We start from the raw sequence: 14,109 nt of genomic DNA, 5'->3' as shown, positions 1-14,109 counted from the left end.
CGACTTCACCGTTCACACCGAAGTGGATGAGCATTGCTCGCATTCCTTAACGGGATCGGCGAGGCACGCTCAGGATAAGGGCCATTCTTGTGCCGGCGCACCTTCCGCTTGACTACCTCCTTTTTGGCCGCTTTCCGATCAACTGATCGAGGCGATACACCGCCGCGGACACCAGCAAACCGACCGTGTCATCAATAGCCTTCGCCTCTTCGATGGCGTAGGCAAGAAACTGGATCAGGAATTTCGGATCGGCCGGAGGCGCGTCGGCATCATTGATGTTCGTTGCCGCGTCTTTATTTTTGACGCTTGTCATCATGTCGCCCATGCTTGGTTGAGTGGAATGGGTTGGATCCGTGACGCGATCCGCAGCGGCAGCGCCGGAGGAATCAGAGTGATCGACGGGCGCGGTCGGTCGGCGGGCTCGCTTGACGGAGTGATCTGATAGGCGGAGGCGAACTCCAGGGCGACGAGTTGGAGTTCGAGCAAACCCAACCCCATAGCCACGCACGCCCGAGGACCAGATCCGAACGGGATATAGGCTGGCCCGTTGTGCGGGCGCGACGGTTCGAACCGTTCTGGGCGTTCCCAGAATCGCGGATCCCGGTGCAGATGCCACGGGCTGATCAGGAGCGATGCCCCCCGCTTCAGCTTCTGGCCGCCGAGTTCAAGCGGCCTCTGCACCTCCCGCGACATCCACCAGGACGAGGGGTAAAGGCGCAGCACTTCGCGCACTAGCGCCAGACTTTTCGTCGCCGTGGGAAGACGCGCCGCGATCGGCTCGCCGGCCCCGTCGCTGACGGCTTTGGCCTCCCCCGCGATCTCTTCGCAAAGTTCCGGATCTTGCGCCAGATGGTAGAGCAGCCAGGCGGCCGCCGAGCCTGTGGTGTGGTGGCCCGCGAGCAGCAGCAACAACACCTCGTCGGCTATTTCCTCGTCGGAAAGGTCGAGGGCTGCGAGCGCAACCAGAAGGCTGCTCTCCTCAGCGCGCATCCGGGCTCGGGTGACCACGAGCCCCATCTTGTCCCGGGTGGCACGCATCCTCACGGCCTTTGCCCGCGCGACCCACGGCAAGTGCGGGAGCACCCGGAACATGTCCGCCGCGAGATCGTCTTCCACCTCCTGGATCGCCTCGATGAGCAGGTTTTCATCTGCCTGCGTCAGCGCTCCGGCGCCGAAGAGAATCATGCAGATCACCCGCAAGGTCAGCCGGGCGGTCGTGTGGTGCGCATCGAAGGCACTTTCTTGCGCAAGGGATGCGGCCTGCCGCCGGATCAAGGCGGAGATCTGCGGCACATAGCCGGCGGCGAGCCCGCGGGCCATCTGCTGATGCAGCACCCGCCGCCGCGCCGCGTGAGCCTCGCCCGACAGCGTCATGGAGCTGCGCCCGATGACCGCGCTCAGCTTCTGGATAAGCCTGCCTTTATCGATGTCCGCCGTCGGCGCCTTGAGGATCTGGCGCACGACCTGCGGATCGCAGACCAGGAACACGTCGCCCGGCCCCATGGCCAGGCGCTCAAGAGGCGACTGGGCGCGCGACCCGCGATCCAGGAAGAACGTGAGGGGATCACGCCGAAATGCGACGAGGTCCGAGAACCAGTGTCTCATCGGAGACCTCCACGGTTTGAAGAAGGGCGCGCATACGGGCCACCAGGGCGGGCGCCTGTGCATCCATCGGGATTTCGCCCGCCACGGCTGGGATATCGCGGCCGTGATTGTCGACCCCGATCACCTGCATCTCGCCATAGCGGACGGTCACAATGCCGGAGGCTTGAAGGAAGCGCTCATAGGTGGCGTCAGCAAGCGCAACCAGGGCCCGCGCGCGGCGTGCCCAACCGAAGCCAAACATCACGGCGTAAAGCGCCGCAGCGTGACGCCGATGCTGCTTCAGAAGGCCGAAGCGGCTGATCTCCCAGCACCCATCGCAGTCGGGGTAGCTCTTATGCGACGCGAGGCGCGGGAATACGGAGGCACTGAGGTACGGCCGGTCGCAACGGATGGCTCTAAATGTGCCGATCAGATCGCCATCGAGGAACAGGCCGCAATGTATCGTGTCGTTGCGGTCGAATTGATCCATCTCGCGGCCTTCGACACACGTAAGTATCCAGCCAAGTTCATTGACAAATATGGATTTTCTCAATCTGAAGATATCGTCCGCCAGAATTCTGTAGGATCCTGAATAGAAGATATTTGCGGTCAATCCGGTCGGCTGCATTATTGGCCCCCCAATTGCATTGGAAGGACTCTAGCCAAGCAGTAATATTTCGGTATCACGGGAAACCGTGAGTTTTGATCCGGGGGAGACGGTGGCCATGGCATGGGATCTGGACGAAGCGATCTCAAGCATAGAAAGCGCTGCGTCCATCGACGAACTGACAGCCGTCCTTCAAAAGATTGCCGAGAATTTTGGCTTTTCCTCTTACACCTTCATCGACGCCCTGAGGCCGGGGGACGATAATCCCATCGTCATCACGACAGTCCCGGGCGCCTGGGCGCGTTCCTATCGCTCTGAGGGGTTCGTTCACGTGGATCCCATTATTTCGACCTGGCGGCGGATCAATATTTCGTTTGATTGGTCCTCGGTGAAACTGCCAAAACGGGCCGGAAAGCGCATTCCTGGGCCGTTGAAAACGATGATGGCGGCATGGGATCACGGGTTCAGAGAAGGTCTCGTCGTTCCCTTCCATTATGTGGATTCGCTCGGGCGCGCCTATTCGAGCGCCGTGACCTTCTTTTGGACGGACACGCTGGCGCGATTTCGGTTCGCACTTCTCCACAACCGCTCCCATCTGCACGTCGTGATGCTCTATTGGGCGCAGAGGGTGGTGGATCTTTCAGAGGAGGAAAGGCGCCGGCGTCCGCGTTTTCGGGACGTTTCCCCTGAATTGCCCGAGGCGATTTCTCTCACGGACCGTGAACGCGATGTGTTGAGTTGGGCAGCAAGGGGAAAGACGGTCTCGGATACAGCGGACATATTGCGCATCTCACAAGATACAGTTGAGACACATATTAGGAACGCCATGAAGAAACTATCAGCGACGAACAAGACCCATGCAGTGGTCAAAGCGTTGTATCTAAATCTTATCGATATATAGCCGAAATCAATTGGCGGAACGCGCCACGGCAGATGGAGATATCAGGGCGGAAATCTCCCTGCCATGGCACGTCCGACATCGGCAGCGAAGCCGCCAGTCGACGCTGATGCATCAAGGACTCAATTTTAATACGGAGCCAGCAAAAATTGGCCAACATGCTCGCTGCAGGCGAATTCCGGAGCGGCCTTCGACTAGGTCTTTCCCGGCCAATCCCAAGAAAACGAACTCTCGGCGCACCGTCTCAAAAATCAAAATATATGAGACGATATTTATGCGCTGAAATATCAACGCGTTGATTGTCTCATAATATAGTCTCATAATGCGTAAATGATTGTTGGCTATGCGCGCGTTTCAACTGATGGGCAGACTTTAGATAGCCAGATCGAACACCTCAGGGCCGCCGGCTGCGAGAAGCTTTTCCAAGAGACGGCAAGCGGCGCCAAAACGGACCGTCGGCAGTTGCGAAAATGCCTGGCCGCCTTGAAGGCGGGTGATACGCTCCTCGTCGTTCGGCTTGATCGCTTGGCCCGTTCGACGCGCGATCTGCTCAATATTCTCGCCGAGATCGCTGAGCACGGCGCCGCGTTCAAGTCTCTCGGCGACGGCTGGGCCGATACCACAACGCCGCATGGTCGCCTCATGCTCACCGTGCTTGGTGGCCTTGCCGAATTCGAGCGAGAGCTGATCAGAACACGCACAGGAGAAGGCCGCATTCGCGCCAAGGCGCGAGGCGTGCGATTCGGCCGCAAGCACGTGCTATCGGCCGATCAGCGTGCCTTCGTTGCCAAGCGAAGGGCGGAAGGAGAGAGCGTGCGCGAGCTAGCGCGAATCACAGGCGTGAGCAAGGCCACCATCAGCCGTATCGGACCCATTGACTAACCTCACCTCTATGCCAGATGTGCGTTCGGTGCGCACGAACTGGATCGCTGCCTCGAGTGGATTTGCGGACAGGGAGGGCTCTCTGTTCAGACAGTTATCCAGGTATTTCGATCCACGCCCCCGCGTGAGGGGCGACCGCCGCATCCTCGTCCGTCGTGTCGGTGGCATCGACGTTTCGATCCACGCCCCCGCGTGAGGGGCGACTGAGGACGCGCATCTCGACGTCGCCCAGCTATTCGTTTCGATCCACGCCCCCGCGTGAGGGGCGACTGTAAAGGGCATCGAACGGCGTCTGTCCTTTGGCGTTTCGATCCACGCCCCCGCGTGAGGGGCGACAGCGCTTCTTTTTGCGCCCGCAGAGATGCGTCTTGTTTCGATCCACGCCCCCGCGTGAGGGGCGACCGCGAAGTCGTCCGTCAGCAAGCTCCAGGCCATGCTGTTTCGATCCACGCCCCCGCGTGAGGGGCGACTACTGGTCCGAGTTCCTGGTCGGCCACATGGGCAAGTTTCGATCCACGCCCCCGCGTGAGGGGCGACCACGGAAGGTCTTCACCACCGCGCGGGGACGTAAAGTTTCGATCCACGCCCCCGCGTGAGGGGCGACCTCCGCACAGGCCTCCAGAATGGAGAGGGCGTGTGGTTTCGATCCACGCCCCCGCGTGAGGGGCGACGATCCAAGGGACAGAAACGGGACAGATACACCGTGTTTCGATCCACGCCCCCGCGTGAGGGGCGACCGCATCAACTTGACCGTAGGTCACGGCGACCCTGGTTTCGATCCACGCCCCCGCGTGAGGGGCGACGTCGCCTGCGGGAAATCCCCGCCAATCCTTACCTGTTTCGATCCACGCCCCCGCGTGAGGGGCGACGACGAGGCCCGCCGAGTAGCCCATGGTGAAGCCCTGTTTCGATCCACGCCCCCGCGTGAGGGGCGACGAAACGGCATCACGTTCGAATTCATCACGAACCTGTTTCGATCCACGCCCCCGCGTGAGGGGCGACATCGTCGATATCCTTTTTTGCCTGGATGACCTTTTGTTTCGATCCACGCCCCCGCGTGAGGGGCGACAGCCGAACTGGCGCGTGAGCTGAGCGACGCGCGCGTTTCGATCCACGCCCCCGCGTGAGGGGCGACCGGTGCCGGCGGTGCCCGATCCGGCCAGCTCGACGTTTCGATCCACGCCCCCGCGTGAGGGGCGACACCGCAAAGCCGCGCAGCCGCGTTATGACTACGTGTTTCGATCCACGCCCCCGCGTGAGGGGCGACTAGAGGTAGAGCACCGCAGCGACACGGAAGAAAGCGTTTCGATCCACGCCCCCGCGTGAGGGGCGACATCACTGGACGGCCGCACAGCGGGCGCAGGCCAAGTTTCGATCCACGCCCCCGCGTGAGGGGCGACCAGGAGCGATGCGCCGCGCCACATGAAGCTGCTTGTTTCGATCCACGCCCCCGCGTGAGGGGCGACGCCCCGATGCCAGCGGGCGCCACGTCGCGGCAGTTGTTTCGATCCACGCCCCCGCGTGAGGGGCGACTTTCGCTATTAGCTAACCTAATTAATTGTTTGGCGGTTTCGATCCACGCCCCCGCGTGAGGGGCGACCTCCACCTTGCAGGGGACTTTCTGGCGAATCAGTTTGTTTCGATCCACGCCCCCGTGGGCGATGGCGTCCAGCCCCGTGGCGGCGCGCCACACTTCGGGAAAGCTGATGTCCACGCCCGCCTCGATCAGCGAGGTCGAAACCAGCCGCACCGGCTTGCCGGCCTTCAGTTTTTCCCGCAGATCGGCCAAGACGATGCGGCGATGGCGGGCGCACATGAGGGTGGAGAGATGCACCGCACCGTCAAGATCGCCGATCGCATCGAACAGCGCCCGCGCATGCCGGCGCGTGTTGACGATGCACAGCATCTGCGGCTGCTCGGCAAAGCGCGCCGTGATGGCTTCGTCCGCGATGGGGTCGGCCATCCGCTCCACCGCCACGCGCTTCAGCTTTTCGTAGAGCCCTGCCGGATCGGGGGCCAATTCGCGTTCCGCCGGCAGGTCGAGGCCGATGGGCTGATTGTTCTTGTCGCGCAGCGCCGCATCGACTTTCCGTAAGGCCGGCTGGGTGGCGGTGCACAGCACCACGCTGGTGCGATAGGTGCGCGCCAGTTCCTCCAATGCCGCCAGGCTCGGCAGCAGCAAGGGCAGCGGCAGCGTCTGCACCTCGTCGAGCACCACCACGCTGCCAGCGATATTGTGCAGCTTGCGGCAGCGCGAGGTGCGGTTCGCGAACAGGCTCTCGAAAAATTGCACCGCCGTGGTGACGACGATGGGCACGTCCCAATTCTCCGCCGCCCGTTGCAGCTTTGCGAGGGCGCCGGGGGATTCATCGTCGGCCTCGCGCAGGCTGCGCGCCTTCTCCCAATCGAAACTGGCGTGATGTTCAAGGATGTCATCAGATGACCCGAGCGCTTCTCGAAACACCTGCGCCGTCTGTTCAATGATCGAAGTGTAGGGAATTACGAATATGACCCGGCGCAGGCCGTGGTGCACCGCATGTTCCAGCGCGAAGGAAAGAGAGGCGAGCGTCTTGCCGCCGCCGGTGGGTACGGTGAGGCTGAAAAGTCCTGGCGGAAGCGGCGCCTTGGCCACAGCATGGTCGAGAATGTCGGCGCGCAATGCGTTGAGCGGCGTCAGCCGCGCGCCCGCGCGGGCGGCTACCATAGCGGCCATATCGGCGCGCAGCCGATCGCGCAGCACGGCAAGGTCCGTGTGCTGGCCACGCTCCACCTTGTTGCCGGTCGCCCGCGCGTAATAATCCTCGGTGGCGATGAAATCGGCATCGACGAGGCAGGAGAACAGCATCCGGACAAGAAAGCTCTGCATAAAGCCTTTGGGGCCTGCCTTGCCGGGAGCCATGCTTGGCTTCAACATCGCCGACTCGGGCAGCGCACCGGCATGTTCTTGCCAGCCGTCCGGCACCAACCGCGCAGCGGCTTCCATGCGCCGGTTCAGATCCGCGCCATCCGCCAGTCCCGCATGATGGGCCGCGATAATGGCGGCGAGGATCGTGCCGAGAGTCTTCCCGTAGCGATCCAGCGCGATCCGCGCCCCGGCGGAGGAGTGATCGCCGCCCGACGGGAGATCACCACAAATATAGCCCTGGAATTCGCCCGAAGCCTTGCCGATGTCATGCAAATGTCCCGCAAGGCGCAGAAGCTCCATACATCCCAAAGGCGCGGCAAACTCAGCCGCAAGCGCACCTACGGCGGCGCTATGATCCGCAAGGGTTTCCCACAATTCCTTGGGTCGATCACGCAGGGAGTGGGCGTAAACGCTGACCATGAGCTTTCAGGCGGGAGCCGCTCCTCCAAAGACGGACACCTTTCGTGCACGCCCTGCCGACGACAATGACGGAATTAGAAGGGTTTCTGCAACCGCCTCTCCGGCCTCACCCCAGCCGCAAGCGCCTCCATCAGCATTGCGGCATCCTCGCCGGCCCGGTGCCGCACTGCGGCGTGTTCCAGCTGATCCCGTATCCCCTCGCTAACTTCATCGCCAAGTTCGCGAAGCAGACCATCCCAGCTGCGCAGCGCGAAGCTCGGCTTTATTCCCGCCGCCTCGAACAGGGCATCCATCCAATAGGCGTCGAAGGGGCCGCCATCGCACCAGACTGGACCGCTGCCGAAGAGCTGATTCAGGGTCCTCGCGATGACCATCGGCGGCTCGGCTGTGGCAAGCTCGGCCCGGTCGATGCCGTGCACGTCTTCGGAGAGTTCGCTCCAATGGCCGAAGTCGTTCCAATCCTGCGTCGGCCGGATAAGCGCCGACCACGTCCGGATGGGCTCGTCCAACGCCGGCCAAACGGCAAGTCCCACCTCGATGGGATATCCGCCATCCTCCAAAGAACTCGCCTCAAAATCGATGATGCGCAGAGGCCATTGGATCGTCGGCACTTGCTGCTCCTTGCCCTACATCTGGAGAAAGCTCCTATCGCCTTATCCCGGATACCGTCACCTTACTCCATGGGGTACGGCGTCCAGACTGGCGACAGCTCACTCAGTGCAATTGGCCATGGCGAGGTGGATCAGCCGTCGATCTCCGGAGACGCGGAAGCGCAGGGCGTCCTGGATCGACCAGTCGGCGCGGGAGAGATCGCCGGCATCCAGGAAGGAGACCGCGACCACGGCCTCCAGATTCTGGAACGACACGCCAGAGAGCTCCAGAACGGCGATCAGCTGGAACGGCGCCTCGGCGGTGGGGCTGGGCTTGATATCGAGCACACGCGCGGCGACTTTGAGCGTGCCGCCGCGCTCGAAGCGCACCTCCATGTCGAGGTTTTCGAGCATGCTCAGCACATCGTCTGGCCGGCTGGTTTTTTGGCCCAGAGCCGTATCGCGAGAGCCCGGCTGGAACACCAAGGCGACGAGGGGGGTCTTGCGGCCTCTGCGGCAGAACAGGCGCAGGCGGGTCGTGTCGTCGAAGCGGTTACTGGCCACTTCGGCAGTGGCGCCGATCTCTGTGCCCATGCCACCGGCGGCCTCTAGGCTGAGCGGCGCATAGCGGCGCGCCGTGTTGTCGATATTCCAGGCGCGCATCTCGTCCGGGGTGAGCCAGCGGGGTGAGCCCTCCGGCGTTTTGGCCGCCAGCGCCAGGAAGCGGGGATCGATGCCCATGCTCAGCGTGTAGTCGATCAGCCGCCCCATGATCTGCTGGGCGTAGGCCGTCGTGCCCGAGAACGAGAACTGATGCACCCCGAGCCGGGTGCCGGTGGCGCCTTCGAAGCGGTCGAACTGATCTCCCTGGTCCTCGGCGCCGGGGTCTTGCGTGATCATGTAGCGCTTCACGCCGCCGAGGATGGTATAGGCGCAGGCGCCGACGCAGATCTCCCCGAGGCTGGTGCCGAAGCCGGCCTTGCGGATCAGCTCGCCCAGCTTGGCGGCGGAGGCGAGATCCCCGCCGGGCGAGACGAACTGCAGCATGCCGCCATCGGGATTGTCGCGGGCGAAGGCGGCGAAGGCCTGCGGCGTCTCCGGCGTGATCATGCCGACGGCGAGGTCGGCGCTTTCCAGCGCATTGCCCCGGCAGGCTGCGTTCGGCGGGGAGAAGAAGCGCATGGGCTTGCGCAAATCGGCCGGGCGATAGTCCGGCGCATCGCAATCCAGCTCTTCCGCGTGGGATGCCGGAGCCGCCATCGCCAGGAGGGCGACGGCGGCAACGCTTGCGAAGATACATCTCGCGCGAGAGATCATCCCTCGCTCCGCATGGTCGGCTCGGTGCGAGAGGGCGGTCGGTCGATGGCGAGGCTCCATCTGGTCTTGGCGTACCAGGTCTCCTGCGAATCCGGTTCGGCGAACACCCAGCCGTGCTCCAGATAGTTCTTGGCCGTCAGTTCGTTGCCCTTGATGGCGAAGAAGATCGAGAGGCCGAGATCGAGGAGGCAGACCATGAGGACGAGCGTCCCCATCTCCTTCGGCTCGAGGTCGGTCACGCTCTCGGTGATGCTGTAGGAGAAATTGATCACGTTGATCAGGATGCCCCAGACATAGAGGCGGCGCAGGAACAGCGGGATGCCAAAGACGGTGGAGAAGAAGAACAGGACCCAGCTCCAGCCGACCTTGATGCGCTTGAGCTCGCCCGTCTTCGGGTTTTTCATCAGAACTTTCATGCTTTCCCCCATGTGATGAAGCGATGGAATTGAGATCGAGGGTGGAGGGCTCAGCGCTGCGCCGTGGCTGGCGCTGTCATCCCCACGCCGCCGCTGAGCACGAAGCCGGTGCGCCCATCGGCGAGTTGGGCGGGCAGCAGCGTTGCCGCCGCCTCGCCCTTCGGCTGGATGGCAAGGCTCGGCCCGGTCCATGAGAGCGCTTCGCCGACATCGAGCACGGCGCATTCGCCGGCGTCTGTGAGAACGTCGCGCACGCGCCGCCGCGCCGGTCCCGGCCGTTCCGAGAGCAAAGTGGTGAGCTGTTGCGGGGTGCGGCAGAAGACCGTGCGCTCGACGATGGTGCAGCGGCCGCCCTCGACGCAGCGCTCCTCGCCCGGCTGTGCGGCAGATACGGCCTGCGGCGCAGATGCCGTCTTCTGGGCTGAACGCAGCGCGGCGAACGCCGCCAAGGCCTGATCAAGCTCGCGTTGCGCCCTTGCTCGCTCGCGCCGCAATCCATCCAGGGGATCGGGACCGCCGCCGCCCGCCAGACCCTGGAACGCCTGCGCCATGCCATATGGCCCCCGCGCCATGCCCATGGCCAGGTTCTGCATACGGCGCGCCTGATCGGCCTGGAGTGCGGCGGACCGCTCCTGCAAGCGCCGCTCGGCCGCCTGCACGGCCTGGCGCGCCCGTGCGACACGCGCCTGAGCAGTGTCCAATGCACTGGCGGCGACCGCGGCTTGCGTCCTCGCCTGTGTCTCGCGCGCCTCCGCATCGCGGATCGCACGGCCTTCCTCCTGACGACGCGCCTCATCCTGGCGGCGGGTCTGCTCCTGAAGGCGGGCCACCTCCTGGCGTTGCGCGTCCTGCTGCTTGCGCGTTGCCTCGCGCTCCTCAAGGGAGCGTACCGCCTCCTCTTCGATCTCGGTCAGGCGGCGATCGATGGTGGTGTAGGGCTCGTCACCTAAAAGCTGCTTCAGGGTCTCCTTGACGGGGGTGTCCTGCATGGCGCCCCCATCGGCGGCGGAAACGACGACGCCGACAGCGGCGAGGCGCGCCACGCGCGACCGGATGTCGGAGAGCCTGCGGGCGGCGGTCTGCATGTCCGTCCGTTGCAGCTCGGCCAGCGACATCCAGTTCGCCGCAAAGCGCCTGCGGGTCGCGGCCGCCAGATCACTCAATTGCCGATCGGTGGACAGGCTGTCGGCATAGGCGAACTTGAACAGAACGCTCTGGCCGAGGCAGAGCTCGTCGGCGGACAATCCAGATCGCTGTGGCTTCGATGTCGGTGCCGGCGAAGATTGGGCGGCTTTTGCGATGATGTCCTGCGCCGGTGAGAGGGGCGGCGCGGAGACCGCCGTCTTCAGAATCACGACCGTGTCGCACAAGCCGCCCATGGCCTGAGCCAGTTCCTGACCGAAGAACGCCTCAATCTGCGCGACGGTGGTGCCGATTGTCATGAATAGTAGGCGGAGCATTACAAGCTCATCGTCGCTGAGCTTTTCCGGCAGGACGTACTTCTGCTCGAAGATGCGGTCCTTGTAGCCGTACTCGGATCGGGCGAACGCGGGACTGGCGAGCAGGCCGAGGCTGCCGCACAGCGCAAGCGTCCTGATCAGCCTGGGGGAGGCCATCTAAGGGGTTCCTTTCTGAGGCGTGGAGGTATTTCGCGACGAAGATATTCATACATGATGGCAATAGCCAGTGTTTTAATGGCCATCTGACTGCTGCTTTCGAGCGCATGAAAGGGCGCGCTATCTTGGCTTGGAATGTCCGCGCGTTGCGCGTGGCTCGCGGAGTCTCGCAAGAAAGACTCGCAGCTGATTCCGGTATTGATCGTGCCTATGTTGGCGGCATCGAGCGCCAGACGGAAAATCCCACCATAGATCTTCTTGATAGACTTGCGGATGTACTCGGGGTTCCCGTTGCTGAGCTGTTACAGAAGCCTCCAGCAGGCGCGGCCCCTCCCGCGCCACTGAAGGGTGGCCGTAAGCGACCTTAGAAACTTTGCCTGTTCCGCTTCTGGGAAATGGTGCTGGGAGGCCGCACGGCCTCCCAGCTTCCCGCTCACGCCTTGCAGTCGGGGTGCATCAAAGCGAGCTGGCTGATGGGCCGCGTGATCACCGGCAGATCGTCGAAGCCGTGCCATTTGAGCGTGGCCCGGGTTGCGTCGCGGTTGATGACCTCGGCCGGCCACCAGCCGTTGAACTCACCCCCTTCATAATCCGCCGCCAGCACCAGATGCCCGCTGGCAATCTCGGGCCAGAGCCCCACGGCGACCTCTTCACTGACGACACCGAGATTGCCGCCGTCGAGCATGTTCTGCGATGCGATGGCCACGGCAGAGACAGGCTTGTGCTTAGCGTCCGAGGCCGTCTCAGCGGCCGTTTCGACGGCCGGCGCTGGCGTTGCCGCCTTCGCAGCCGCCTTGGCCTCAGCGGCCTTCGGAATCAGCTGCACGACAGGCGCTATTTTGGCCGCGCTATCGGCCACGGCCGAGAGCTCACTGACCATGCGCGGCGTGACGGCTCCGAGCAGGGGAACGCCCTCCTTGTCGAAGGCGCCGCGCGCCAGGCTGGCGATGAGCTTCGCGTCCTTCGCCGGGTTCAGCGTCACGCAGCGGTGGCCGAGGCCCTCGGCAGCGGCGCGTGCCTTTTCAGCGGCCTCGCCTTCGAACTTTGCGGCCTGGGACGGCGTGGCATTGAAGAGCACGAGAATGCCGGGGGAAGCGGCCTGAGATTTGACAGTCATGATGTGATCTTTCGTGAGGCTGGCGGCAGTCTCCGCCTTTGCATTGTATCATGATACCGTCTATTTGTCAAGCAACTCGTGCCGAGGGAGGCTTTGGCGTCAGTTCGGATCGAATATTTGGTTATAGAACCTGAGCCTATATTTACCCCGCTTGCCCGTCCGGAGTTTCAAAGCTCGGGTCATCTATGTGGTTTGCGGCAGGCATGGCCGATATTCAGAATCCAAGCGGCTTTGGACACCGATCCTCGGTTTTAAGCAGAACTGCGATTCGCAGACGATCGGATTCGGCCGAATGCGGCCCGGCGCTCAATATCGCTTGGCCTCGCGTGCGCGAGGCTGCTATGGCTCTCAAAGATACGCGGTGAAATGCAGTGGGATTCCGCTTTTTGCGGACCGAACTAACGAAGTTGCAGCCGCGAAAAATGTAGGCATGTCTGTAGGCATGAAAAATTTTCTACCTACATTTTCTGTTATAAATCATAGGCTTAATCCTCTACCTCGATTCCGCCCCTGCACCATTCGCTCCTTTTAGAGCGTCTAACAGAGCTTCAAAATCATTTAAAATCAATAGCTTGAGCCCGTTTCAAGGGGTTATGGCGGCTCTTCGCCTGCCGTCGCATCTCGTGGAGATCTCGCTCGCCGAGCTCGTGCTTCGAGCGCGAAGGGCGGGACGCCAACGGAACACGGCGCAATGTCCGGTCCGAAGTTCGTTTCGGCTCCCGGGCAGATCAGCAGACCTTACCCTCTGTCACCATTGTGTCCTTTGCCGTTACAGCCCCTCAGCATGGAGTCCGGCCATCCGGGCCCGCAGACGCGGCACGGTCCAGTCCAGGAAACACCTGACTTTCAGGGGCAGCAGTTCAGCCTCGGGATAAATGAGGCTGACCGGTAGTGGCTCGGGGGCGAAATCCGGCAGGAGGACCTGCAATTGGCCTGACCTTAACTCATCCGCCACCTGATAGGACAGAACGCGGATGATTCCGAGATCGGCAAGGGCGGCCTGGATGGCCGCCTCCGTCGTGTTAACGGCCAGCTTTGGGTGTGGCTCGACGGCAAACGCCGCACTGTCCCTCCGATAGCGCCATTCCGGGGCGGTGGCGAAGCCTTGGAAGCTGATACCGTCATGCTGCGCCAGATCCTCTGGCAGGCGCGGCACGCCACGTTTGGCGAGGTAGGCGGGGCTGGCGCAGATGACCCGGCGGACGGTGCCCACCCGCGTCGCAATTAGCGCGCTGTCCGCCAAATGCCCGATGCGCAAGGCAACATCGATGTGCTCGTTGGTCAGGCTGATCTGCTGGTCCGCGAGCATGAGCCGCAGGTTGATCTCAGGCTGTTCCGCCAGGAAGCCCAGCGCGATGGGTAACAGATGACGCTCCCCGAAAGCGACCGGCGCCGTGACATGCAGCGCGCCGCGCAGGGAACTGTATTCGCCGGCCGCCTCTCGCTCAGCCTCCTCCAATTGTCCAAGGATTCGCCGGGAGGCGGCGACAAAGGCGCGTCCAGCGTCCGTCAGAGCGAGCCGGCGGCTGGTGCGGACCATCAGCCGCGTGCCCAGATGCTGCTCGAGCTCGGCCACCTTGCGGCTGACGGTGGCGAGGGGCGCGCGCAGGCGCCGTGCACCGCCCGAAAGACTGCCCGCCTCGACAACGGCCAGCAGCACCGACATTGCCTCAAACCGGTCCATCAGGCCTTCCGTAATTTGAGAGGATAGCTCCCGAAACCGCAGAATACTGTGTCAGGGATGGATGTTCTACCGT

13 protein-coding genes, 1 pseudogene and 1 CRISPR repeat array are annotated in these 14,109 nt (G+C 63.1%); of the genes and pseudogenes, 4 read left to right on the top strand and 10 right to left on the bottom strand.

The window, feature by feature from the left end; all coding sequences use genetic code 11:
• Positions 1 to 112: 112 nt before the first annotated feature.
• From V5F77_RS22760 to V5F77_RS22750, 3 genes are read right to left on the bottom strand one after another with little or no spacing between them, the layout of a single operon-like run.
• Complete coding sequence (locus tag V5F77_RS22760) at positions 113 to 316, bottom strand: hypothetical protein (protein ID WP_429007635.1); 204 nt, start codon at positions 314 to 316, stop codon at positions 113 to 115.
• On the bottom strand, positions 313 to 1,605 hold the full coding sequence (locus V5F77_RS22755; protein WP_429007637.1) for a cytochrome P450: 1,293 nt from the start codon (positions 1,603 to 1,605) through the stop codon (positions 313 to 315). Before V5F77_RS22755 ends, V5F77_RS22760 begins: the two co-directional genes overlap by 4 nt.
• Entirely contained in the window at positions 1,565 to 2,212 is a 648-nt protein-coding gene (locus V5F77_RS22750; RefSeq protein ID WP_429007634.1) for an acyl-homoserine-lactone synthase, read from the bottom strand. Before V5F77_RS22750 ends, V5F77_RS22755 begins: the two co-directional genes overlap by 41 nt.
• A gap of 97 nt (positions 2,213 to 2,309) precedes the next feature.
• On the opposite strand from V5F77_RS22750, the gene V5F77_RS22745 reads away from it, so the two are divergent.
• From V5F77_RS22745 to V5F77_RS29445, 3 genes are all read left to right on the top strand, one after another.
• Positions 2,310 to 3,092 carry a LuxR C-terminal-related transcriptional regulator gene (locus V5F77_RS22745; RefSeq protein WP_429007633.1) on the top strand — a complete coding sequence of 261 codons (783 nt, stop codon included), beginning with the start codon at positions 2,310 to 2,312 and terminating at the stop codon, positions 3,090 to 3,092.
• A 327-nt stretch (positions 3,093 to 3,419) separates the two neighbouring features.
• Positions 3,420 to 3,971 (top strand): recombinase family protein, encoded by a 552-nt coding sequence (locus tag V5F77_RS22740; protein ID WP_429007632.1) that lies wholly within the window; start codon positions 3,420 to 3,422, stop codon positions 3,969 to 3,971.
• Between the two features lie 104 nt (positions 3,972 to 4,075).
• A CRISPR array of direct repeats spans positions 4,076 to 5,571; the repeat unit is 32 nt; unit sequence GTTTCGATCCACGCCCCCGCGTGAGGGGCGAC.
• Positions 5,572 to 5,625: 54 nt separating this feature from the next.
• Positions 5,626 to 6,066, top strand: coding sequence for a hypothetical protein (locus V5F77_RS29445; RefSeq protein WP_449317026.1), 441 nt, complete (start codon positions 5,626 to 5,628; stop codon positions 6,064 to 6,066).
• 63 nt (positions 6,067 to 6,129) lie between these two features.
• Here the strand turns inward: V5F77_RS29445 and V5F77_RS22730 are convergent.
• The 5 genes and pseudogenes from V5F77_RS22730 to V5F77_RS22710 form a co-directional block, all read right to left on the bottom strand.
• Positions 6,130 to 7,296 (bottom strand): annotated as a pseudogene (locus V5F77_RS22730) (CRISPR-associated endonuclease Cas3''); the annotation flags it as partial.
• Between the two features lie 74 nt (positions 7,297 to 7,370).
• Complete coding sequence (locus V5F77_RS22725; protein WP_429007630.1) at positions 7,371 to 7,907, bottom strand: 3'-5' exonuclease; 537 nt, start codon at positions 7,905 to 7,907, stop codon at positions 7,371 to 7,373.
• Between the two features lie 99 nt (positions 7,908 to 8,006).
• A complete protein-coding gene (locus tag V5F77_RS22720) occupies positions 8,007 to 9,203 on the bottom strand; it encodes a COG3904 family protein (RefSeq protein ID WP_429007629.1) in 1,197 nt (398 codons plus the stop codon).
• Complete coding sequence (locus tag V5F77_RS22715) at positions 9,200 to 9,607, bottom strand: hypothetical protein (protein WP_429007628.1); 408 nt, start codon at positions 9,605 to 9,607, stop codon at positions 9,200 to 9,202. Before V5F77_RS22715 ends, V5F77_RS22720 begins: the two co-directional genes overlap by 4 nt.
• Before the next feature lie 62 nt (positions 9,608 to 9,669).
• Positions 9,670 to 11,235, bottom strand: coding sequence for a hypothetical protein (locus V5F77_RS22710; RefSeq protein ID WP_429007627.1), 1,566 nt, complete (start codon positions 11,233 to 11,235; stop codon positions 9,670 to 9,672).
• A gap of 107 nt (positions 11,236 to 11,342) precedes the next feature.
• Between V5F77_RS22710 and V5F77_RS22705 the strand changes: the two genes are divergently transcribed.
• On the top strand, positions 11,343 to 11,603 hold the full coding sequence (locus V5F77_RS22705) for a helix-turn-helix domain-containing protein (protein ID WP_429007626.1): 261 nt from the start codon (positions 11,343 to 11,345) through the stop codon (positions 11,601 to 11,603).
• 65 nt (positions 11,604 to 11,668) lie between these two features.
• Here the strand turns inward: V5F77_RS22705 and V5F77_RS22700 are convergent, their stop codons facing one another.
• Positions 11,669 to 12,313: a hypothetical protein gene (locus V5F77_RS22700; RefSeq protein ID WP_429007625.1), complete on the bottom strand. Its 645-nt coding sequence runs from the start codon at positions 12,311 to 12,313 to the stop codon at positions 11,669 to 11,671.
• An 808-nt stretch (positions 12,314 to 13,121) separates the two neighbouring features.
• Complete coding sequence (locus tag V5F77_RS22695) at positions 13,122 to 14,036, bottom strand: LysR family transcriptional regulator (RefSeq protein ID WP_429007624.1); 915 nt, start codon at positions 14,034 to 14,036, stop codon at positions 13,122 to 13,124.
• Positions 14,037 to 14,109 lie beyond the last annotated feature (73 nt).

The sequence above is a fragment of the Roseixanthobacter psychrophilus genome (assembly GCF_043195195.1).
In the GTDB taxonomy this organism is placed as follows: Bacteria; Pseudomonadota; Alphaproteobacteria; order Rhizobiales; family Xanthobacteraceae; genus NCEH01.
Note: the sequence above shows the minus strand (reverse complement) of the source record. Positions and strands in the feature narration are given on the sequence as shown.